We start from the raw sequence: 22,463 nt of genomic DNA, 5'->3' as shown, positions 1-22,463 counted from the left end.
GGGAGTTGTTTTTTATGAAAATAGATACGATACAGCCTCTGAGATGGCGGCTTTTCCTTGATCAATACAATCAGGGATTCCAACACCTTCAAATGCAGCACCTGTGATATAAACACCAGGATATGATTGCTTAAACGTTTCTCGCATGTTCGAAATAGCTTTCTGATGACCGACGTGATATTGCGGCATACTTGTCTTCCAGCGAGTCACTGTCGTCAATTCTGGATCTGCTTTAATATCCATGATTTTCTTTAAATCTTCTAGCACGATGCTGACGATTTGACTGTCTGACTGCTCGACAATCGATTCGTCACCAGCTTTTCCGACATACGCACGCAATAGCGTTTTTCCTTTCGGAGCGGTATGCGGCCACTTTTTGTTTGTCCACGTACAGGCCGTAATAGAGAAATCACTGTTTCTTGAGATAACAAAACCAGTGCCGTCATATTCATTATGAACATCCTCTTCTTTAAAACCGAGTGCTACTGTTGCAACAGAAGTAGAGGTCATGTCATGCAAATACTCTAGCCCTGCTTCTTTAGGAAACATGGAATAAATCGATTGATGCGGCGTCGTGACAATGGCTGAATCGGCAAAAAGCGTTTGACCGCTGTCTAATTGCAAGCCATAGCCTCCATCCGTTTTTTCAATCTGTTTTACTTTTGTCCCTTTATACACCTTTGTCAGCTTGAGCTTACTTTCTACTGCTTCCACAAGCGACTGCAACCCTTGATTGATCGTTTGGAACTGTCCTTGTTTTTTCGCAGTCACCTGCTGCGCTTTCGCATGCTGCTGTGATTTTTTCATCCCAAGAATCAAACTGCGATGCTGCTGTTCTGTTTGATAAAATTGCGGGAAGGTGGACATTAAGCTCAGGCGGTCAATATCCCCTGCATAAATGCCTGATAGAAGCGGTTCAATTAAATTCTCAACGACCTCATCACCCACACGTCTTCTAAAAAATTCACCAAGCGACTGATCTTCGGTCTGCTTGCTTTTTGGCAACACGAAATCCATCGCCGCTCTTGCTTTTCCCGCAACTGAAAAAAGACCAGTTGTAATAAATGGGCTGATTTGAGTTGGAATGCCCATAACAGCACCCTTTGGCATCGGGTGAAGCTTTTCATTGACCAGTACATACGCTTGCCCAGTTTCATTATTGACGAGCTGATCGGACAGACCGACATCTTTCGCAAGCTGCGGCCCACTGACCTTTCTTTCTAAAAATGAATCAGGTCCACGTTCAATGATGTAGCCGTCTTTATATAATGTTTGTATTTTTCCACCTAGCCTAGGGCTCGCTTCAATAAGTGATATTTGAATCGGAAGACCTTTTTCTTCGACTTCCTTTTCCAAATAGAAGGCGGCGGCTAAACCAGTGATGCCACCGCCAATGATGACAAGGTGTTTTTGATTGTCATGCATAGGATCGCCTTCTTTTATATGATTACTTGCTTTCGTCAAGCTTCTTTAATACGACTGTTGCCAGAGCATCAATAAATGCTGGTTTCGCATTTGGCATTTCTGGACGATAGTAGGCTGCACCAATTTCATCTGTCACGACTTTACATTCATAATCGTTGTCGTATAACACTTCAAGATGATCAGCGACAAAACCAACAGGCACATACACGAATGTTTGATAGCCTTTTTGTTCAAATAAGTCCCGCGTTAAGTCTTGTACGTCTGGTCCAAGCCATGGATCCGGCGTATTGCCTTCACTTTGCCAGCCAATTTCATAGTGTTCGATTCCCGCACCTTCTGCAATCATTTTGGCAGATTGTGCAAGCTGATCAGGATATGGATCTCCTGCTGCAATAATTTTTTCAGGAAGGCTGTGTGCAGACACAATAAGTACCGCGGAATCTCTTTCCTCTTGACTCATTGATGCATACGTATCCTTCAATTGCTTCACCCAATAGTCCACAAACTTCGGCTCATCGTACCAGCTTTCAACAGACGTAATCTGTAGATTGCCAAGCTTGTCTGCCTCATCTTGTGCACGTTTGTTATATGATTTCACACTAAAGGTAGAGAAATGCGGCGCTAAAACGATACTCACAGCTTCTGTCATGCCGTCCCTGTGCATGTCAGCAACTGCATCCTCGATGAAAGGCTCGATATGTTTTAAGCCAATGTACACATGAAATTCAATGTCGTCTTGAATGTCATTCAAGTGCTCACACAAACCATGTGCCTGCTGCTCTGTAATTTTTGATAAAGGAGAAATACCGCCGATTGCCTTGTATCGATCCTTTAAATCTTGCAGCATTTCCGGCTCCGGCTTTCTGCCTCTACGAATATGTGTATAATAACGCTCAATGTCTTCTTCTTTATATGGGGTGCCATATGCCATGACAAGAAGCCCCATTTTCTTTTTCTCCACAACCAACACTCCTTCAGATCAATTGAAATAGTTTAGATGGATGATTTTTTATGTGTAGCTGAATAGTCGTGAATAAAATCGGTCAGCTTCTTTAACGTATCTGGTGAAACATCTGGAAATACCCCATGACCTAGGTTAAAGATGAAGTGATCTGATTTCATCCCTTGATCTAATATGTCTTTTGCTCTTTCTTCAATGACTTCCCAAGGAGAAAGTAAGATCGTTGGATCAAGATTTCCTTGTAACGTTTTTGTGAGCCCTTCTTTTCGCGCTTCGTCTACACTCATACGCCAATCAAGTCCAACGACGTCTAGCGGCAGGTCATGCCAATCTTTCACGAGATGGCTTGCACCAACTCCGTACATGATCATTGGTACATTTTCACTCTTCAACTCTGTGAAAATTCGCTGCATGACAGGTTTAATGAATGTCCGGTAGTCTGCTGCATTTAAAGCGCCCACCCATGAGTCGAAGATTTGAAACGCACTGACCCCTGCTTTTACCTGCGCGCGTATGTACGTGATCGTCATATCAGCTAATTTGTTCATGAGCAGCATCCATGTCTCAGGCTCACTGTACATGAGCGCTTTTGTTTTATGATAGTTTTTAGACGGGCCGCCCTCAATCATATAGCTAGCCATCGTAAATGGTGCACCAGCAAAACCGATGAGCGGTACATTCAGCTGCTCCTTCGTTAAAAGCTGAATCGTATCAAGCACATATGGCAGGTCTTCTTCAGGATGAAGTTCCCCAAGACGTTCGATATCTGCTTTTGTCCGAATCGGTGAATCAATGACAGGTCCAATGCCATTTTTAATTTCAACGTCCACTCCAATAGCTGGAAGCGGGGTCATAATATCTTTATATAAAATCGCGGCATCTACACCATATTGTTCTACAGGAAGTCGTGTTACATAAGCACATAGCTCTGGCTGATGCGTAATTTCAAATAGCCCGTACTTTTCTTTAAGGGCACGATATTCAGGCTGTGAGCGTCCTGCCTGCCTCATATACCAAACTGGTACATGGTCTGTTTTTTCCCCTTTGCACGCCTTTAAGAACGTGTCATTAAAAGCCTTCGTTTTTCCCATTACCTTTCATTCCACCTTTCGCCTTACACTCTCTTTGTATAAGGCTCAAACACTGCTTTTACTATACCGCTTTTTCAAGGCACGGTATACTAAACCGGCTCATTGTTCAAAAAATCGCCGAATATTAACGTCCAAAAGCCTCTGGCTTGACATATGGACTGCCTTCTCCTTCTTCTTGCGTTTGGGTATTATATGGAACCACCTTATACTCCGCATCTGAAAACACATTGGCATACGGCATTGTGTAGCTGCCTACGCCTGTCACTGAAACGATCAGCGTCTCGTTTCCATTCCTCTTTTCATAAATACGGTATTCAACGCGTTTATCCTCCTGCTTGTCCCAAGACAGCTCTAATGTAAACAATCCTTTGATTTTAAACGCATAGCGGGCTTCAAATCCAGAAAGTCCTTCTAAATGAATTGGTGCTTGAAGTTCTTTAATCCCCTCTGGTTTTTTAAACGTTTCATTCGTTATTTGGGCTGCCGTTAAAATATCCTTAAACAGCTGCACTGGGTATTGACTTCCGCCAGTTAAATAGTGACTGTTATCGGTTTTGTCATACCCCATCCAAATCGCACCCGTTGTACTTGGCGTATAGCCGGCAAACCAAGCATCTTTTGTTGCACCCTTCACACCTGAATATGTGGTCGTGCCTGTTTTACCTGCTAAATCTCCAGCATATGAACCGCTCTGGGCTGTTCCGCCTTTGACGACTTGCTGCAGCATTCTTGTCATATTCCAAGCATTCTGCACGCTAAACACTCGTTCTGGCTTACTACGGTTTTTCTCTACCGTTTCTCCTTCATCATTGGTGATTTTCTGAATGAAGAAAGGCTTTTGATATACGCCTTCGTTTGCAAATGTGTGGAAAGCTCCTGCGATTTGAAGTGGAGAAACCCCTTTTTCTAAACCGCCAAGGGCTATCGCAAGTCCTTGATCCGAAATATCGATTCCCATTTTCTCGAGATATGTTTTCGAAGTATCAATACCAAGCTGGCTTAATGTCCACACCGCTGCTGTATTCTTACTTTTCATGAGGGCCTCCACCATCGTGACCTTGCCTTCATACTGTCCATCGTAATTCTTTGGTGAATAACCGTCATAGCTTTTTTCTTCGTCTTCAAGCAGGGAATAAGGTCGGAATTTTTTCTCCTGCAGCGCAGGTCCATATACCGCGATCGGCTTGAAAACAGATCCAGGCTGTCTAACAGCGGTCACCCTGTTATAACCCCTCGCTTGATATTCTCGTCCTCCAATTGCTGCTTTTACTCCGCCTGACTCATTATCAATAAAGATGGCACTGCTTTCAGGAGAACCGCTTTTTCCCGGGAAATAACGGTTGTTTTTCATCGCATCGTAGGTGACCTTTTGCAGATTCATATCAATCGGAACTGTTATAGTATAACCACCTTGAAGCAATTGTTCATGTGAAATGGCATACTCTGATTCTGCTTCCTTAATGATAAGATCGACATAGCTATCGACCCAAGGCGTTTCTGATTTCTTTTTTAAATGAATGCCTAGTGTTCTCCCTTTTGCTTCTACTGTTTCTGTTGATGATAAATATCCTTGCTCATTCATTAAGTTAAGAATCGTGTCCCGCCTTTGTTTATTTTTATCAGGGTGTAAAACAGGCGAGTAAGTAGACGGCGCCTTTGGCATCGCAGCGAGTGTAGCCCCTTCGCTGACCGTTAAATCTTTCACATCTTTACTAAAGTAATAATTGGCTGCTGCTTGGATACCGTAGACGCCATGACCGAAGTAAAGCTGATTCAAATACATTTCAAGCAGCTTATCCTTTGAATAATCTCTTTCTAAATTAATTGCAATGATGACTTCTTTTGTTTTTCGCAGAAAGGTTTTGTCATTTGTGAGAAAAATATTTTTTGCGAGCTGCTGAGTAATTGTACTGCCGCCCTCTACCTTTCCACCTGCTAATATATCTCGATAAACCGCCCTTGAAATTGACTGCGCATCAATTCCATGATGCTCATAAAACCGCTTGTCCTCGACAGACACAAAGGCTTTTGCTACTTTATCAGGTACATCCTTTATTGACACAGGGTCCCGATTTTCTGAATACATACTTGTGAGTTCTTTTCCATTCCGATCAATGATTTGGGATGAAGCGTGAAATACAAGCTTCTTTTCATCTATGACATAATGTCCTAAAAATAAAATGGTCAGATAGCCAATAAATGAGAGTACGATTGTACTTCCTGCAATGACTAATGGAATGATTATCTTCTTTTTCTTCAAATTAGGTCACCTCATTCCTTTATACGGATAGTATGGGATGTATTGCTTCATAATATGTTTTATGGATTGACTACCAAAGAATTATATATCATTCTTTTGTTATACTATCAAGCGGGAGGCGGTTTAGATGAATGTCTATATAACCTATGGAACAGCAGATTTTTTGCATAAAATCGCAAAGAAACACGATCAGGAAAATCTGCTTTATATGGTCGGAAAAGAACAAGCAGCTCTTTTCCATGAGACGGAGGGCGAGACTGTTTTTAAAGCCCCTCATGCCTATGATGTGATTTATGCGAAAGGTGAGCTAGTCCAACCTGGCTTCGTCACCTTGAATCATATCCCTGTGAAGCTTGAAAGCAGAGCACTGTTTGAATCTACTTTTCAGAAGAAGACGAACATTTCAGAACATCAGCGGGGCTTCCAGGCTCTTCGTGTTTTAAGACCGAAAAAAGATGAAGAAGTGTATTTGATTATGACACTCTGGGAATCAGAGGACTTATTTGAAGACTTTCAAGAATCAGAAGCATTCTTTCAGCCAAACGATGATACTGGCTCCATCTTCTCTCGTCCTGCTTATCTCACATCCTATCATGCCGTTACAGACAATTAAGGAAGTGCTGCTTTCAGCACTTCCTTTTTTTATGAAAAAAAGCCCAATCGCTGGGCTCTTCATTTTATCGTCGTGATGTCAGCTCGTACCGATGAATGATCGGCTGAAGTACATAGAAATTCAATAGGATCCATCCTAATAAGATCGGCCACTTCAACATGGGTGAAGCCCCTTTCAATTGAATGAGCATCACCAATAGCGGAATCAAACAGATCATGAAAAAACTCATTTTTGATACAAAGGTTTCTTTGATTTGATGCCGACAGCTTGGACACATCATCATTTTCGTATGTGATAAATGAAACTTTTCAACGAAAGAAAACGCTTTTGAACAATTTGGACAGCTTCCCAATACAATTCCTCCCTTTCTCCGCTTCATAGCACCTTCGACTTTTATGTAAAATGACCTATTGATGCGCATACGACATTCTCTTCTGTTGAAAGATTCTAACAATTACCATACAATCAGTAAAAGAGCATGAAGGAGGTTTTCAAATCAATGACAATATCCACTTTACAAAAAAGCATCAATGAACGTCTTGATGAACATTATGAGGAAATGGTTGAAATTAGACGCCATCTCCACATGAATCCTGAACTTTCTTTCCAGGAAGAAGAAACAGCCGCTTTCATCGCCAGCTACTATGACAGATTACATATACCAACACGTACACAGGTGGGCGGTCATGGTGTACTCGCCTTTATCGAAGGAGCTTCTTCGGGCCCGACGATTGCCCTCAGGGCTGATTTCGATGCGCTTCCTATCCATGATGAAAAGGAAGTGTCTTACAAATCGACAAAGCCCGGTGTGATGCATGCCTGCGGGCACGATGGACACACAGCGACACTACTTGTCTTAGCGAAAATTTTGAATGAGCACCGTGATCAATTAAAAGGGAAAATCGTCCTCATTCATCAGCATGCAGAAGAATATGCGCCAGGCGGTGCAAAACCAATGATCGAAGACGGCTGCTTAGACGGTGTCGATGTCATATTCGGGACGCATCTTTGGTCTCCAGAGCCTTGTGGCACGGTTCTTTATAAAAGCGGAAACTTTATGGCAGCTGCCGACCGCTTCTCTATCCGAGTTCAGGGGAAAGGCGGACACGGCGCCCAGCCTCACTTAACGAAAGATGCTGTACTTATCGGTTCACAAATCGTCACAAACTTGCAGCAAGTCGTTGCCCGTAAAGTCAATCCAGTTGATTCTGCTGTTGTATCTGTTGGAGGTTTTGTAGCAGAGAATGCTTTTAACGTCATTGCAGATTCTGCAGTTTTGACTGGTACTGCACGGTCCTTTGAAGAAAGTGCACGACACACCATCGAACGAGAAATTGAACAGGTCGTAAAAGGGGTGTGCGACATGCATGATGCCGGCTACACATATGAATATGTGAGAGGATATCCTGCTGTTAAAAATCATCCAAAGCCAACTGAATATATTGCTGACATCGCAAAACAAACAGATGGTGTCACAGAAGTAAAAGAAGCGGAAACCCAAATGGGCGGAGAAGATTTTGCTTACTACCTTCAGCATGTCCCTGGTACCTTCTTTTACACAGGCGCCATGCCGGAAAACAGCGAAGACGCGTATCCCCATCACCACCCGAAGTTTGATATCAACGAAAAAGCAATGCCTATCGCAGCAAAGGTACTCGCCCGTGCTGTCCTTTCCTACGATGAATAAAAAAAGCCGCTGGCAAACAGCGGCTCTAGATTAAAGACAAAGGGTTTTAGCCCTTTGTCTTCTTTTCAGTGTGATAGAAAACCTTTGCAGTCTAGGAAGGGCGAGCACTGGCGCGGAGCGAATTTAAAATTCGTGAGCACCAAGCGTGCAGACCTGACAACGAATGCGAGGGTTTGTCTACACGCTGAAGCCGCTGGCAAACAGCGGCTTTTCTATTTCATTTCTTTCAACACCCGTAAGTGAAACACATGACGAGCGACATCTCCGAGCTGTCCTGTCAGATGATGATTTGCCACACCGCCAACAGCGGCTCCGACAATCGGCATTAATTGAAACAGCTTCACTAGGTCAATGTAATCTCGATACTCCTGCTGAAAGCTGTACCAATCCATTTTCTCACGGCTCGTTTCCCAATCATCAATGATGCTCATCATTTTTTGACGATGTGTACTGCCAGAAAAGGCGAGTTGAAATATACAGAGCAAAAAGAGTCTTTCCTCTTTTTGAGACAAATCAAAGCCATAAATACATGCCAGTTCATAAAGACATTTCATCTTGATGCTAAGCAGCAGCGGAAAGTCTGCCATACCGAGCAAAATACCACCTGCACCTGTTCCAATTCCTTCGATCGCAGCTGCCTTTTGATAGTACTTCACTTTCTCCTTTGCCAGTTCATTTCGCTCAATGATGGATAATTGCTCGTCAATGACTGAAAATGAAGTGAAGTGAGATCCTGATACGGTGGATTCAACCATTGTTTTGACCGCACTTGTGATGACTTGATGAAACCTGGCAGGGATTCGGCGGTTCACCTGCTGCTGAACTCCTTTTGAAAACCGTTCGATCTTTGAAGGTTTTCTTAAAAAACGCGTTTGAAAAAGAATGGCTTCTTCATATAACTCCCGTTCAGCTGCATTCATCCGGTCCCCTCCTTGATGTCATCATACGCTCGCTGTCAGAAACATATCTCTGCTTATCGCATCTTTTTTAATCGACTGAGTACGTAAGGCTTGAAGAGGACAAGCACAAATGCCAGTGAAATCAGAAGGGCAAGTCCACTTCCCTGCCATCCTCCTGCCGGTAGTACTGAACAGCTCAGCAATATCGATTGGATGATGAGCACGTTACGGACGAGAACAAAAAAGCTCCGATCCTTTTCTTGCTGAGCAACAGGATAAAGTGCCTGTAATGAAAGATGGGCAAAGTGCTTCGTTAACGGCACAAGCTGGACACCTGTGATGAACACGGTGAACAAGACAAGTAGCGCGCCCACCCAGCCTGCTGCACCTGTATACAAAATAATCAGGACAAACACGGCCGTTAATCTAAAAACGAGACCAAAATAGTCATTTGAGCGTACAAACGCCCTCACATACATATAAGAAAAAGTTTTACGCTGGTCATACGGAACAAACTGTAAAAGCCAGTCCATATAAGCTCTTCTTTTCACCTGTTTCTTTAAATGAGGCACATCTGTAAATAAATTGGCCAAACGATAAAAACGCTGTTTTCGTTTTAATTCGTCAGAAATATGCAATTCCCATTGAAAAGGCTGCTTTTTGACTGCATTGGTTAAGTAAACGAGATAGACACCATAGATGAGATAAAAAACGATTGCGATTGCATAAGATGCCTGTAAAACGGTATAGATTAAAATCATATTCAATAGAAAACGAAGGAATGCATCAAGCCATCTCATCTGTTTTCCTTGAAAATACGTCATTCTCCATTGAATCGCTGTATTCAGACCCTTGATCAAAATCATTTGCGCCAATATAAGCACATACATCTTGATGCCGCCTGAAGACACCGCCGAATAAAGCGGGAGTGCGACAATGGATACGGCAATGAGAGGAAACAGCTGAGAAATGAAGCTAAAGTTAAAAGCTTGTTTTAAATAAGGCTCCATCTTCCCTTCCAAAGGAAGCAAAAACACGAGATCTGCTTCTTTGATCAACGTCCGCACGTAAGAGCTTGTCAGCACCAATGAGAAAACAACTGCCATGACCCAGTAGGAAGGAAAATGAGCTGGAATTTGTTTGAGCCAGTTACTATACCAGCTCGCTCCGCCTGCAAGGAAAAAAATGAGCACAATGACAAGATGATCATTGAACATGTATTTTAAATATTTTCTTGTATCTTGTATGTGTTCCGCTAACCGGGATTTCCAAATGCTTTGCGTCGTTTTACTCATAGCTTTCTTCCTTTGTTAATTCCAAATAAAGATCATCGAGTGTCGCATCTCTCATATTGAACTGTTCTCTCAGCTCTGTCAGTGTTCCTTTCGCTCTAATTTCCCCTTCGTGCAAAATAATAAAGGAATCACAATAGCGTTCAGCTGTCGCCAAGATATGCGTTGACATCAGGACACTAGCGCCGTTTTTCTTTGCAGCATTCATCCGTTCAAGCAGTGCATTAATCGCAAGAGGATCAAGCCCTAAGAACGGTTCATCGATGATATACAGTTCCGGTTCAACAAGAAACGCACACATAATCATGACCTTCTGCTTCATTCCTTTTGAAAAATGAGCAGGGAACCACTTCAAACGTTTCTCCATTCGAAATTCTTTCAGCAATGACGGCAGACGCTCATCTAATTGTTCCTTTGACAGTCCGTAAGCCATCGCTGTCAGCTCTAAATGCTCTTTTAAAGTTAATTCTTCATATAATACAGGTGTTTCTGGAATAAACGTAAATTGCGAACGATACGCCTCTTGATCATCTTGAAGGGTTCGTCCATTCAATTCAATAACACCTTTATGCGGTTTCATGAGTCCGATGATATGGCGAATGGTTGTGCTTTTCCCCGCCCCGTTTAAGCCGATGAGACCGACGATTTGATTTCTTTCTAATTCAAATGAGATATTTTTTAGAACGGGATTCTTCGTATATCCACCCGTTACATCTTTTACAGTGAGAAGGGACATGAATTCGTTCCTTTCTTTCGTTTTTCCTTTATAGTAACAAAAACGAAAGGTAATTTGAAATGTTTACCTATAGACAAGTCAAGAATAAAAAATAGGCATCTTGGTCATCATAATGTATGTAGAAGAAATGAACTTGATGACCAATAAGTAAATGAGGTGTTTGTTAAAGGCAAAGAACCGCATGACAAGTTGGTTTTTCATCTAAAAACCTTAGCTTCTGTTTTGCTTCACTGATTCTTGATTTTTGTGTCCTATACAATATGTATACGACAAACCAAAACGTCAAATGAGGTGTTTACGGCAGAAATAGCAGGCATATGAATTCTTTATTTCAGTAAATAGAGAATTCAAAAGGCATATCGAATGAAAGCATCAGCATTTCTTCTGCAGGAGCAGGATGAGCGACCAAAGGAGTTCGCTTGTCCTGTTTTCTTTTTTGCTCATTTTTGTGATACGATGAAGGAAAATGAATGAGGAGTGACATGACGTGAGCGATTGTATTTTTTGCAAGATCATTGATGGAGACATTCCATGTGCAAAAGTATATGAAGACGAGCATGTATTGGCTTTTCTAGATATTAGCCAAGTAACAAAAGGGCATACCCTTGTAATCCCAAAAATACATAAAGAAAACATCTACGAAATGACACCAGAAGTGTCTAATCACTACTTCCAAGCGATTCCGAAAATTGCAAGAGCCATCAAACAGGAATTTGAACCCATTGGATTAAACCTTTTAAACAACAACGGCGAAAAAGCCGGACAATCTGTGTTCCATTACCATATGCATATCATTCCGCGCTACGGCAAAGGCGATGGCTTTGGTGCCGTATGGAAATCACATCAAGATCAATACACGTCAGAGGATTTAAAAGAGATTTCTTCTGCCATCCACACGCGCCTTACCTCATCTTAATAGATGAGGTAAGATTGTTGACAAAGGGCTAAAATGATCTTTATTTTAGCCCTTTGTCTTCTTTTCAGCGTGATTGAAAACCTTTGAAGTCTAGGAAGGACGAGCACCGAAGCAGAGCGAATTTGACATTCGTGAGCACCAGCGCGCAGAACTGACAACGAATGCGAGGGTTTGTCTACACGCTGACCTCATCTTAATAGATGAGGTTTTTCTTATTTCTGCCCCCCTTTTATCCCCTCCATCTCTTAATAGTAAGATATTTAAAACGATTCAAATTTTTTGTCCAATTGCTTCAAATTTGTGATAGGATGGTTTTATCTTTTGATCCATTAACGCGAGAAATAGGGAGAGATTGTGATGAAGCGAACGACGAATTTTAATGCTGGTCCGGCGGCACTGCCGCTAGAAGTGCTTGAAAAAGCACAGGAAGAACTTGTTGATTTTAAACAAACTGGGATGTCTGTGATGGAGCTGTCTCATCGCAGCGGTGAATATGAAGAAGTCCACAATAAGGCAAAAGCACTGTTGGTGGAACTGATGGACATTCCTGAAGATTACGAAGTCCTCTTTTTACAGGGCGGAGCTAGCCTTCAATTTGCGATGATTCCGATGAACTTCTTACATGAAGGCGAAACGGCTCATTTCATTCAAACTGGCGCTTGGTCAGAAAAAGCATTATCAGAAGCAAAAGGGTTTGGTGAAACATCTGTGTTTGCTTCAAGTGAAGACGACAACTACTCGTATATTCCAGAAGTAGATGCCTCCGGTTTAACAGATGGCGCTTACTTACACATCACATCAAACAATACGATCTTCGGCACTCAGTGGAAAACGTTCCCTGGTACATCATTACCGCTCATTGCGGATATGTCCAGTGATATTCTCAGCAAAAAAATCGATGTTTCTCAATTTGATCTCATTTATGCTGGGGCACAAAAAAACCTAGGGCCTTCTGGTATCACGATTGTGATCGCGCGCAAACGTTTATTAGAAAAAGAGAAAAGCAGCACACCGAAAATATTAAAATATTCAACACACGCAAAAGCTGGCTCTCTTTATCACACACCACCGACTTTTGCGATTTATATGCTGTCTCTTGTCCTTGAGCATGTCAAACAGGCTGGCGGCGTAGAAGCAGCGGAAAAACGCAATGAACAAAAAGCAGGCATTCTCTATGACACAATTGATCAAAGCGGCGGTTTTTACAAAGGACACGCACGCACTGACAGCCGTTCGCATATGAATGTCACATTTACCCTTCGTGATGATGCGCTCACTGCTTCCTTTGTAGAGAAAGCAAAGCAGGAACAAATGGTTGGACTTGCCGGCCACCGTTCTGTCGGTGGATGCAGAGCATCTATTTACAATGCGGTATCGATTGAAGACTGCCAAAAGCTTGCGGACTTTATGAAAAAGTTCCAGCAAGAAAATGAGTAAAAAAGCTTTTCTATAGAGAAATAAATTTGTTATAATAACGAGAAATATAAAGTGATGACTCTTGCAATAAATGATGAGCCATATTATTGGAGAGTTCTAAGAGCTTAGCAGAGGAGAGCATAGAAATGAAAACAAAAGAATTAGTCATTATGTCATTGCTTGCAGCAATGGGAGCTGTTTTGCATACGATTTTCCCGCCCATCTTTTTCGGAATGAAACCTGATATGATGCTGGTTATGATGTTTTTAAGCATCATCCTTTTCCCAAAGGTACAGCATGTAGTGGTTATTGCCCTCGTAACAGGCGCCATTTCTGCATTAACAACAGGTTTCCCAGGCGGACAAATTCCGAATATGATTGATAAACCAGTAACAGCCTTTATCTTCTTAGCCCTTTTCTTATCTTGCATGAAGATAAAGAACAAAGTAGTGCTAACCGCTGTGTTAACTGCGATTGGAACCATCGTATCCGGCGTGATTTTCCTATCTGCCGCATTACTGATCACTGGACTGCCAGCTGCATTACCGGCACTTCTTGTAGGCGTCGTCCTGCCAGCAGCCGTGATTAATACCATTGCCATGGTATTTGTCTTCCCAATTGCTCAGTCCATTCTCAGACGTGCAAGAATGATAGAAGTTGCTTAACGAATAATCGAACCTCTTCATAATAGATGAAGAGGTTTTTTTCATACTTTTATAAAAGAAAAAGGGTCAGCAGCAAAATGAGGAGCGAAATTCCTGCACCTGCCGCACACACAAGTGCTTTTTGCTTTAATACATGTTTTGGCGGATAAGACCCTGCATACCCCAGCTGTCTTGCATAATGAATAGAACCACCTGTAAAAACGACACCGATACACGTAAAAACGAACAGAAAGACAGACAACCTTCTCCCCTCCCTTTTCTTCAAAAGTATGCTAAAATAAAGCAAGCTATGTATGGAAGTTCAATGAAGCTGATCGTCAGCTCAGAGAGAACATGCGAATGTGTAAAATTTGACTAGAGGTGATTTGAATGGCTAGTGGACGTTCTTTATTAACAGGATTATTTGTAGGCGGTCTCCTCGGAGGTGCGGCAGTGCTCCTGACGACTCCCTCTTCTGGCAGAGATGTGCGCGGAAAGATGAAAGATGGCTATGACAAATTCGAAGATACGCTGACAAGATTAAAAAGAGATGGACAGGCTTTAAAAGAGCAAATTGTTGAAACAGCAAAAGAAAGCGCAGAGGTCATTAAAGAAGTCGGAACTGAATTACAAACATCGATTCAGCAATGGCGTGAAGAAATCAAGCCTCACCAGCAGGACTTGCAAAAGGAAATTCAGGAAATTGAGGAAAAGCTCAAGCAACTGGAGAAAACCTTACAAAACTAATATACTCAAGAAAAAATATTCGTTTACAAAAGTGTGCGGGGTGCGTATCCCGCACTTTTTTTGTTGAAAAAAGGTTATTTTGTCAATGTTTTTCATGAGTTTTAAAAATTCTTGAATTTTCAGCTTTATTAATCTTTATTTTATTGGCATAATAGAATTACAAGAAAAAGAGAAGTAGGTGAAATGGATGAATCATTCGGAAAAGCCTTTCGATGTAAAAGAAGCACTTTTATTCAGTCAAAGAATGGCCCAATTGAGCAAAGCTCTTTGGAAATCCATTGAAAAGGACTGGCAGCAGTGGATCAAACCGTATAACCTAAATATCAATGAACATCATATTTTGTGGATTGCGTATCAATTAAAAGGAGCTTCAATATCAGAAATTGCAAAGTTTGGCGTCATGCATGTATCAACGGCGTTTAACTTCTCCAAGAAACTCGAGGAACGAGGATTTTTAAAATTTTCTAAAAAGTTAAACGATAAACGCAATACGTATATTGAGCTAACGCCAAAAGGCGAAGAGACATTCCATAAACTACTCGAAGATTATGACCCTGCACGAACTGGTATTGTCAAAGGTGCACAGCCGCTTCATGACATTTACGGAAAGTTCCCTGAGATTTTAGAAATGATGTGTATTATCCGAAACATCTATGGTGAGGACTTCATGGAGATTTTTGAGAAATCGTTTTCAAACATTGAGAAGGACTTTTTGGATGAGCGAGGAAAAGTCACGAAAAAACCTGAGGAACTTGAAGACTCAGCTGATGCAGCAGAAAAAGCGGCTAATAAAGCAAATCAAATTGTTTAATGATCTTTATAAATTCATTCATTAACGGCTGAAACAGCCCTTGATCACGCAATGCAAATATCGTCTCATGCACATCCAGCTTTTCAATTAACTGTCCTGCAAAAAGCGCAAGCATATCGTCAAACATGACGTAGCCTTGTGCTTTTTGCTTGTCCATTTCCTCTGAAAGCTCAGCACAAATACGCTCAATTTCCTGCGCCTCTTCTTTCGATACCCGCTGCCTGATCAATAATGCATAATATGGATAACGGCTCATATCGGTCGCCGTCAGCAAAAGTTCCATATAATATTCGAGCTGGCTCATTCGTTCCTCAATACTCATGTACGTTCCCTCTTTCTCTTAGTCTTTCTATTCTAGCCGAAATTACTCATTGACGAAAGAGACGAACCTCCCTCTTCTGTCTTTTTTTCTTGAAAAATCCAAAGTTTCCTCTCTTTATTCCATGTGAACACAACATTTTATTTTTTTTCATGAAAACCATTGATTTTTATCCTCAGGAAGAGTAAATTATCTTGAGATATTCAATTAGTTTTTTAAGATTGGAAGGATGAAAAATGAATTGTTGGAAAACCATTAATCTTGAAAAGGATTATGGTTATACAAGACTGCTGATTTCAGCCATAAGTCTTGCTATACTTTTTTTCATTACGGCTTTTTTATGTTTTCAACTGACTCATCCTGAAACGAGACTAAGCAGTCACAACGCACCGCTTTTTGCGATGCTTTTACTTGTGACATTGCTTGTCCACCGCGTGGTTCACTTGATCCCAGTGATGAAAAACAAGAAAAAAATGACGCTATTTAAACGCAATTGCTGGCAGCGTGTACCAAAGAACATCATGCTTTATTCACTTCTCAGTCCATTTTGTGTGATTTCACCGGTTTACTTTGTGTTAGGTGTGGCTTTTCCTATGTATGCACACTATTTTATCATCATCGCAAGTATTCATGCAGGCTATTGTTTGCCTGACTTTTTATTTGCATGGAAACTGCTCAAAGCACCTAAATCCTGCATCATCGATCAAGCCCAAGACGAGTTTGATATTTTAGTTGACCAAACATCCTCATCATGAGGTTTTTAAAGCCAACTTCTATCTTTTTCATAAAAAATTTGGTAATGTAGTATGGGAATAGCATAGAGAGGGGGGATCTCCGATAGTTTTATTTTACTTCATCGTCTTTGCCGCGTTTATTGTGTATTCAATAAACAGGCTTACTAATACATTATGCCTTGTCAGAGAGATTCCTGAAGAACGGCAAGATAAGGTGTTTCGCTTTATCAATGTATCGATACTGATCTTACTGATCTCATCATTTGTTGAAATTACCATATCTATTTAAGATCAAAGCAAAAGCTGCCAGTTTGAGGGCAGCTTTTTGTGTATATTCATTAATTAGCAAATCCAAGATGCACCGATAATGATCAATAAGATGAATAACACGACGACTAGTGCAAAACCGCCAGCGAAGACTTCTCCTCCCATGTAAAAAACACCTCCTGCCAGTTCTTCCTCTGTTCTAAGCTCAGTGTATGCTATAAAATTGAAAACGTTTAGGCACCTGTCATCGTTTGAAAAAAGAACCGCCCGCACGCATGGCAGGACGGCTCCTTTCTGTCACAGCAATTTAATTAATAAAGATATGCTGCACCAACGATGATCAGCAAAATGAATAGCACGACCAATAAAGCAAACCCATTAGAATATCCTGCTCCCATATAATTCAGCCTCCTTTTTGTGATCACTATATGTGTATGTAGCGCGCAAATTTTTGACTAGACGAATGCCCTCCCATTTGCATTTCTTTTTACAGCGTGTCACAATATGTTATGATACAAGCAATGATAAATAAATTGGAAAGATTAGGAGTGTTTTTTGAATGAAAAAAATGGCTTTAGCAGCTGTAACAGCAGTTAGTGTTTTAACTCTTGGCGCATGCAGTAGCGGTGATAAAGATGTCATCGCAACAACAAAATCAGGAGATGTCACAAAAGAAGAGCTTTATACGACTCTTAAGAAACAAGCAGGTGGAGATGCTTTAAATCTACTTGTTCAACAAAAGGTTCTTGCTGACAAATACAAAGTATCTGATAAAGAAATTGATAAGAAAATGGAAGAATATAAAAAGACACTTGGTGAAGATCGTTTAAAACAACTTCAAGATGAATTCGGAAAAGATTACATCAAAGATCAAGTGAAATATGAGCTGCTGACTCAAAAGGCTGCCAAAGCTAACATCAAAATCACTGATAAAGAAGTAAAAGCGTATTACGATGACCTAAAAGGGAAAATCCGCGCAAGCCACATTTTAGTAGCTGATAAGAAAACAGCTGACGAAGTGGAAAAGAAATTAGATAAAGGTGAAAAATGGGATGCTGTTGTGTCTGAATATTCAACTGATACCGCTTCAGCTGCACAAGGCGGCGATGTAGGCTGGTTCGCAAAAGAAGGTCAAATGGACGAGAACTTCAGTAAAGCTGCATTCAAACTAAAAGTGAATGAAATCAGCAAACCAGTGAAATCACAATTCGGCTACCATATCATTAAAAAGACCGAAGAACGCGGTAAATACGATGACATGAAAGCAGACTTGAAAAAAGAACTACTTAATCAAAAACAAGCAGACACAAATGAAATCCAAACGATCTTAAACAAATTGGTGAAAGATGCCGATGTGAAAGTAAAAGATAAAGAACTTGAAAACACATTCAAAGAAAAGTCTCAACAACCCGCACAAAATCAACAACCACAACAAAACCAATAATCACAAAAAATCCCTCTGCCGTGATCGGGCAGAGGGATTTTTATATCACCTGATTAAGCAATCGAGTGATCTTCTTGTGCCGCCGTATCTTGGGATCTTTTCATTTGCTGTCCCTGTCGTCTGCGCTCTCTTTCTTGCTCCATTCGCTCGATAAAAATTTCTCCTTCCTTTTCAATAAAGGATTGATCAATCTCTTGCTCCTCTTTGGCCGTTGTCATTAATTTATACGCACAGAAAATAATGCCAATGATACATGCATACACCCACCATGGAAAAAACAACATTTTTTCATCGCCTCCTTTTTTTCAGAACAGCTCTCTTCCTTTGTGTTACATGCTTATGCGAGAAGAAGACAAGTTATGAAAAAAACGCCCACATAAGCGGACGTTTTGACATGGTTATTCGTGAAAGGTTGGTTTATAAAATGAACGATTCTCTAGCGCAAAAATACGTTCTGTATATTCTCCTGGCTTCACATGCTCAAGCGCACGATCCATCATATTCATCTTCGCATCTAAATTATCAATATAGTGGAGAATTTCGGCTTCCTTCACCATTGGTGGTTTCGGGCTGCCCCACTCTCCTTTGCCGTGATGACTTAGTACTAAGTGCTGTAGAATCAGAATTTCTTCTGAATCAATGCCAAGCTCTTCAGCAGCTTTCGCAATTTCTGTCACCATAATCGAAATATGACCAATTAAATTGCCTTCCACAGTATAGGTGGTTGAGACTGGGCCTGAAAGCTCTTTGACTTTTCCTAAATCATGAAGAATGATGCCTGAATATAAAAGATCTCGATCTAGTGATGGATATAGATCCACAATTGATTTAGCCAAATGCAACATAGACACCACGTGATAAGCAAGACCAGAGACAAATTCGTGATGGTTTTTTGTCGCTGCTGGATAGTCAGCGAATTCCTGTCCATATTTTTTCAGCAAATGTCTTGTGACACGCTGTATATTAGGGTTTTTCATATCAAAGATATATTGCATAATCGTATCCATCATATCATGTTTTGGAATAGGAGCTGTTTCGAGAAAATCATCGATTCGAATTTGCTCATTTTCAGCAACAGGGCGTATATTCCTAAGTTTCAGCTGATTCCTCCCGCGATAATGATGAATATCGCCTACTACCTTCACAATGGTTTGTGCGGCATAGGTTTGTTCATCATTCTGCTTCGCATCCCATAGTTTCGCCTCAATATCTCCACTTTGATCTTGAAGAATTAACGTTAAAAATGGTTTGCCATTACTCGCAATCCCTTTAGTAGATGATTTAATTAATAAATGCAGGTCAACTTGTTCGCCGACATCATAGGTCATGATCCCTTTAGCCATTCAATAAAAGCTCCTTCCATGTTTCTGCTCATATAAGTATAACATAAGTCATTATTTGTCAATCATTCAACAACTAAACTCGTAACCTGTCCATCTTCTGCTGCTTGCTTCATATGCTCATGACAGGTGAAATAAAACAGCTGTGTTTCAAAACGTGTGAGCTCGTCCATCATCTCCAGCACTCTGCCTAGACGAACGTGATCGAAATGAACAAAGCTGTCATCCATCATAAACGGAAGCTGACAATCTTGCTGATGAGACAAAGCAAGCGCAAAACGAATCGCCAGATAGATCTGTTCACACGTTGCCTGTGAAAGCTCCTCAGGACGGAATATTCGTCCATCCATTCTTTTCACCATGAGCAAGTCATCTTCAGGTGAAAATAAAATCGCTTCATAACGATCATTTGTTAACGGTTGAATAAAACTAGAGGCTGTTTGAAGCAATGCAGGCAGCCTTGTTTCTTTATGCTCATTCAATTTTTCTCGTATGACAGAGCGGACAAGCTGAATGGCCGCCCATTTTTTTGCAAGGTGCTTCGCATGCTCCTGCTCTGCGACAAGCTGATGAGTCAAATCAGACACTGTTCCAGAAGCTTCTATTTGCCGGATTTCCACCGCTAGTTCTGCTAAACGCTTTTCCATATTCTCCGCATTCAATTGAACGTCATGAAGGTGCTGCTTTGCTTCTGCACACTCCTCCTCAAGGAGAGATAGTCCTTTATGAACAATCCATTCTTCCTCATCAAAACAACCGCTTCTATGAAGCTCTTGATTCAGCTGCTGCAGCTCAGAAAGCCGTTTCCGGTATTCTTTCGATAGATGAGAAAGCACTTGGTAATCTTCTTTGGACTCTGCTTCTACTTGACGAAAAAGCTCGTCAGTTTGTTTTTCGTAATATTGAATTTCACCTTCTAGTGTCGAGAACTGCTGCATCGCATGTTGAATGGATACATGTAATGACTGGCGTTCTTTTTCTCTTTTCGCCTCATCTTTCAATATCTCTTGAAAGGCTGAAATATTCTCCTGAATAGTTCCTTCCTTATTTTGAAGGAGACTGCTTAACGCTGAAACCTTGCGCTCATAAATCGATTGCTGATCGGAGAGCACATCTATTTCACGCTGAAGCTCCTCATATGCCGCTGTATTCATTTTTAATTGTTTTAGAATATGGAAGGCCTCTACTAGGAAAGAAAGCTCAGACGACAAGCCAAGCTGTCTCTTCTTTTCCTCTACTTGCTGCTGGACAGGCTCTAGCTCTAGCTCCCAGTCTTCATATTGCCGGATGATTCTTTCGTACAGAAGCTCCTTCTGCCTCATAAGTGTTTCAGCTGAAGCTGCCTGCACTTGAAAGGAATCTAAGGCGTCTTCGCCGCTTCTTTGTTTCATAGGGCGCATTTGACTGAATGAGTAAATGACAAAAAAGAGAAAAACAGAAAATCCCGCAAACAAGAGCGTGATCCACCACTCTGTTAAAAAGAATAGAACACACAGAAACACCACATCAAATGCGATCAAGCCTCGGAATAATGACGTCAGGGAATAAACCCGTTTCTTTTTCGTTCTTGTCCCCTTCGCATCATCTTCTGTTCCGTGCAGTCTCACTTGCTGTTCCTTTAATCCCTTTAAAGCGGCTTCTGCTTCGTCCAGCTCATGTCTTGCGTGATCAAATCGTTCATCTAACTGCGCCTTTCTGTCCATGAGACGGACGTATTGAGTGACAGTCTCCTTTAATTCCCACTCAAATTCAAGCGAATCGTCGATTTGTTCGAGCTTTATCGGGCGCTCCCACTTTAGCTTTGCTACCGCTTCGTCGATTTTTTGTTTCAATGAATCACAGTTTGCTCGACACCCTGCTATGCGCTTTTTCACAAGCTCAGCATTAGATGCTTCATCTACAACTCGTTTCATCTCCATTAAGGTATCTTTGTCATAGAGCGGTTGAACTTGTACGAGTGAGGTTTGCAAATGATCTAACTTCTGTTTCAGTGCAGTCAATTGAGCCTTTTTCGGGTGAAGATGTGATTCTAGTTTATCCAGCTCATGCTCTGTTTCTACTCTAAAACGCTTGACCCGGTCTGGATAGCGAGCTAATTCCTTTTTCAAGTCCACTTTTTTCTCAATCATGGGATACACTTGAATGGATTCAGTCAGTTTCTGAAGCTGTTCTTCTGCTTGCTTCATTTCATTTTGAAGCTTTTCGATCGTCTCCGTTAATTCAGATTGCTCCCGTTTCTTTTCGGTGTAGCTACCTTCTATCAATCTCGCTTGTTTCAGTTGACCTGTTAGCTCTTTTAAATGATCAAGCTGCTGGTTTAATTCAGGCTTGCGGCCATTTGGTTTAAACAGCTGCTCCTGCTGCTTTAGCAGCCTGCTATCCATCTTGGTGGCTGCATCTGAGCCAAATAAACTTGAGAAAAGTAGAAATTCGCCTATCTGATCCTGATTTAAGGCTTGGACATTTTGCAGTCCGAACACATCAAATGAATAGATTGATTGATATAATCTGCGATCCGTTCCCTTTAAAAGTGTCTGTAGAAAAGCTTCGTCTTTCACTTCACCATTCGGTAAAAACACCTGTGCTTGACCACCGCGGTCGGATGTTCTCTCAATGTGAATAACGCCTAACTCGTCATCTTGGCAAGTGAGGGAACCGCCATAAAAAGAACCCTGTTTCGTCTTGTACATCTTGTTTTTCGGAAAACCAAATAACATCGATTCAATAAACGTTTTCAATGTCGTTTTCCCCGATTCATTCAGGCCGTAAACTAGCTGAAAACCGTCATCAGAAAAGTGAAAGGTCTGATTTGAAAATTTCCCGAAATGGGCGATATGGAGTGAACGTATTTTCATTGTGCC

General features: G+C 41.3%; 25 protein-coding genes. 10 read left to right on the top strand and 15 right to left on the bottom strand.

Annotated elements, in window-relative coordinates:
- Window positions 1-12: 12 nt before the first annotated feature.
- The 4 genes from hemY to QRN39_RS03345 form a co-directional block, all read right to left on the bottom strand.
- Complete coding sequence (gene hemY / locus QRN39_RS03360) at window positions 13-1,425, bottom strand: protoporphyrinogen oxidase (RefSeq protein WP_050945386.1); 1,413 nt, start codon at window positions 1,423-1,425, stop codon at window positions 13-15.
- Between the two features lie 22 nt (window positions 1,426-1,447).
- Window positions 1,448-2,386, bottom strand: a complete 939-nt coding sequence (hemH, locus tag QRN39_RS03355) for a ferrochelatase (protein WP_284906200.1) — start codon at window positions 2,384-2,386, stop codon at window positions 1,448-1,450.
- Between the two features lie 32 nt (window positions 2,387-2,418).
- Entirely contained in the window at window positions 2,419-3,477 is a 1,059-nt protein-coding gene (gene hemE / locus QRN39_RS03350; RefSeq protein WP_003211982.1) for a uroporphyrinogen decarboxylase, read from the bottom strand.
- A gap of 124 nt (window positions 3,478-3,601) precedes the next feature.
- Entirely contained in the window at window positions 3,602-5,737 is a 2,136-nt protein-coding gene (locus QRN39_RS03345) for a transglycosylase domain-containing protein (RefSeq protein ID WP_284906199.1), read from the bottom strand.
- A gap of 127 nt (window positions 5,738-5,864) precedes the next feature.
- Here QRN39_RS03345 and QRN39_RS03340 point away from each other — a divergent pair, with 127 nt between their 5' ends.
- Window positions 5,865-6,350 (top strand): antibiotic biosynthesis monooxygenase family protein, encoded by a 486-nt coding sequence (locus QRN39_RS03340; protein WP_003211655.1) that lies wholly within the window; start codon window positions 5,865-5,867, stop codon window positions 6,348-6,350.
- A 64-nt stretch (window positions 6,351-6,414) separates the two neighbouring features.
- Here the strand turns inward: QRN39_RS03340 and QRN39_RS03335 are convergent, their stop codons facing one another.
- Window positions 6,415-6,567, bottom strand: coding sequence for a hypothetical protein (locus QRN39_RS03335; RefSeq protein WP_223249501.1), 153 nt, complete (start codon window positions 6,565-6,567; stop codon window positions 6,415-6,417).
- Window positions 6,568-6,849: 282 nt separating this feature from the next.
- On the opposite strand from QRN39_RS03335, the gene QRN39_RS03330 reads away from it, so the two are divergent.
- Window positions 6,850-8,037 (top strand): M20 family metallopeptidase, encoded by a 1,188-nt coding sequence (locus tag QRN39_RS03330; protein ID WP_284906198.1) that lies wholly within the window; start codon window positions 6,850-6,852, stop codon window positions 8,035-8,037.
- A 212-nt stretch (window positions 8,038-8,249) separates the two neighbouring features.
- On the opposite strand, the gene QRN39_RS03325 is transcribed toward QRN39_RS03330, so the two are convergent.
- The 3 genes from QRN39_RS03325 to QRN39_RS03315 are packed head-to-tail and all read right to left on the bottom strand — an operon-like array spanning window position 8,250 to window position 10,964.
- The gene (locus tag QRN39_RS03325) at window positions 8,250-8,957 is read right to left on the bottom strand and encodes an EcsC family protein (RefSeq protein WP_251191024.1); all 708 of its coding nucleotides are present in this window, start codon (window positions 8,955-8,957) and stop codon (window positions 8,250-8,252) included.
- 53 nt (window positions 8,958-9,010) lie between these two features.
- Window positions 9,011-10,231: an ABC transporter permease gene (locus QRN39_RS03320; RefSeq protein WP_137054833.1), complete on the bottom strand. Its 1,221-nt coding sequence runs from the start codon at window positions 10,229-10,231 to the stop codon at window positions 9,011-9,013.
- Window positions 10,224-10,964, bottom strand: coding sequence for an ABC transporter ATP-binding protein (locus QRN39_RS03315; RefSeq protein ID WP_003212171.1), 741 nt, complete (start codon window positions 10,962-10,964; stop codon window positions 10,224-10,226). The genes QRN39_RS03320 and QRN39_RS03315 overlap by 8 nt, the downstream gene beginning before the upstream one ends.
- Before the next feature lie 487 nt (window positions 10,965-11,451).
- Here QRN39_RS03315 and QRN39_RS03310 point away from each other — a divergent pair, with 487 nt between their 5' ends.
- From QRN39_RS03310 to QRN39_RS03300, 3 genes are all read left to right on the top strand, one after another.
- Window positions 11,452-11,880 carry an HIT family protein gene (locus QRN39_RS03310; RefSeq protein WP_003212458.1) on the top strand — a complete coding sequence of 143 codons (429 nt, stop codon included), beginning with the start codon at window positions 11,452-11,454 and terminating at the stop codon, window positions 11,878-11,880.
- A gap of 357 nt (window positions 11,881-12,237) precedes the next feature.
- Window positions 12,238-13,317, top strand: coding sequence for a 3-phosphoserine/phosphohydroxythreonine transaminase (serC, locus tag QRN39_RS03305; protein WP_003210828.1), 1,080 nt, complete (start codon window positions 12,238-12,240; stop codon window positions 13,315-13,317).
- 125 nt (window positions 13,318-13,442) lie between these two features.
- On the top strand, window positions 13,443-13,961 hold the full coding sequence (locus tag QRN39_RS03300; RefSeq protein WP_003212065.1) for a tryptophan transporter: 519 nt from the start codon (window positions 13,443-13,445) through the stop codon (window positions 13,959-13,961).
- Window positions 13,962-14,010: 49 nt separating this feature from the next.
- Here QRN39_RS03300 and yhzF read toward each other — a convergent pair whose 3' ends face one another.
- Window positions 14,011-14,202, bottom strand: coding sequence for a membrane protein YhzF (yhzF, locus tag QRN39_RS03295; protein WP_003211362.1), 192 nt, complete (start codon window positions 14,200-14,202; stop codon window positions 14,011-14,013).
- Window positions 14,203-14,330: 128 nt separating this feature from the next.
- On the opposite strand from yhzF, the gene QRN39_RS03290 reads away from it, so the two are divergent.
- Both QRN39_RS03290 and QRN39_RS03285 read left to right on the top strand, forming a co-directional pair.
- Window positions 14,331-14,687, top strand: a complete 357-nt coding sequence (locus QRN39_RS03290) for a YtxH domain-containing protein (protein WP_007497160.1) — start codon at window positions 14,331-14,333, stop codon at window positions 14,685-14,687.
- A 187-nt stretch (window positions 14,688-14,874) separates the two neighbouring features.
- On the top strand, window positions 14,875-15,498 hold the full coding sequence (locus QRN39_RS03285; protein WP_050945393.1) for an HTH-type transcriptional regulator Hpr: 624 nt from the start codon (window positions 14,875-14,877) through the stop codon (window positions 15,496-15,498).
- On the opposite strand, the gene QRN39_RS03280 is transcribed toward QRN39_RS03285, so the two are convergent.
- A complete protein-coding gene (locus QRN39_RS03280; protein WP_050945394.1) occupies window positions 15,473-15,820 on the bottom strand; it encodes a YhaI family protein in 348 nt (115 codons plus the stop codon). The genes QRN39_RS03285 and QRN39_RS03280 overlap by 26 nt on opposite strands.
- Before the next feature lie 233 nt (window positions 15,821-16,053).
- On the opposite strand from QRN39_RS03280, the gene QRN39_RS03275 reads away from it, so the two are divergent.
- Both QRN39_RS03275 and QRN39_RS03270 read left to right on the top strand, forming a co-directional pair.
- Entirely contained in the window at window positions 16,054-16,572 is a 519-nt protein-coding gene (locus tag QRN39_RS03275; RefSeq protein ID WP_003210901.1) for a DUF3267 domain-containing protein, read from the top strand.
- Window positions 16,573-16,654: 82 nt separating this feature from the next.
- Window positions 16,655-16,840 carry a hypothetical protein gene (locus QRN39_RS03270; RefSeq protein WP_072368131.1) on the top strand — a complete coding sequence of 62 codons (186 nt, stop codon included), beginning with the start codon at window positions 16,655-16,657 and terminating at the stop codon, window positions 16,838-16,840.
- A 53-nt stretch (window positions 16,841-16,893) separates the two neighbouring features.
- Here QRN39_RS03270 and QRN39_RS03265 read toward each other — a convergent pair whose 3' ends face one another.
- Together QRN39_RS03265 and QRN39_RS03260 are read right to left on the bottom strand one after the other, a co-directional pair.
- The gene (locus QRN39_RS03265; RefSeq protein ID WP_017360317.1) at window positions 16,894-16,983 is read right to left on the bottom strand and encodes a YjcZ family sporulation protein; all 90 of its coding nucleotides are present in this window, start codon (window positions 16,981-16,983) and stop codon (window positions 16,894-16,896) included.
- A 146-nt stretch (window positions 16,984-17,129) separates the two neighbouring features.
- Window positions 17,130-17,216 (bottom strand): YjcZ family sporulation protein, encoded by an 87-nt coding sequence (locus tag QRN39_RS03260; RefSeq protein ID WP_008361129.1) that lies wholly within the window; start codon window positions 17,214-17,216, stop codon window positions 17,130-17,132.
- 161 nt (window positions 17,217-17,377) lie between these two features.
- Between QRN39_RS03260 and QRN39_RS03255 the strand changes: the two genes are divergently transcribed.
- The gene (locus QRN39_RS03255; protein WP_003211354.1) at window positions 17,378-18,262 is read left to right on the top strand and encodes a peptidylprolyl isomerase; all 885 of its coding nucleotides are present in this window, start codon (window positions 17,378-17,380) and stop codon (window positions 18,260-18,262) included.
- Window positions 18,263-18,315: 53 nt separating this feature from the next.
- On the opposite strand, the gene QRN39_RS03250 is transcribed toward QRN39_RS03255, so the two are convergent.
- The 3 genes from QRN39_RS03250 to QRN39_RS03240 form a co-directional block, all read right to left on the bottom strand.
- Entirely contained in the window at window positions 18,316-18,546 is a 231-nt protein-coding gene (locus QRN39_RS03250; protein ID WP_003211592.1) for a sporulation YhaL family protein, read from the bottom strand.
- A 114-nt stretch (window positions 18,547-18,660) separates the two neighbouring features.
- The gene (yhaM, locus tag QRN39_RS03245; protein WP_003211952.1) at window positions 18,661-19,605 is read right to left on the bottom strand and encodes a 3'-5' exoribonuclease YhaM; all 945 of its coding nucleotides are present in this window, start codon (window positions 19,603-19,605) and stop codon (window positions 18,661-18,663) included.
- A 62-nt stretch (window positions 19,606-19,667) separates the two neighbouring features.
- A complete protein-coding gene (locus QRN39_RS03240) occupies window positions 19,668-22,457 on the bottom strand; it encodes an ATP-binding protein (protein WP_284906197.1) in 2,790 nt (929 codons plus the stop codon).
- Window positions 22,458-22,463 lie beyond the last annotated feature (6 nt).

It is taken from the genome of Bacillus sp. lyk4-R2A-2 (genome assembly GCF_030209735.1).
Taxonomy (GTDB): domain Bacteria; phylum Bacillota; class Bacilli; order Bacillales; family Bacillaceae; genus Bacillus; species Bacillus pumilus.
This window is presented reverse-complemented; position numbering and strand designations above follow the sequence as displayed.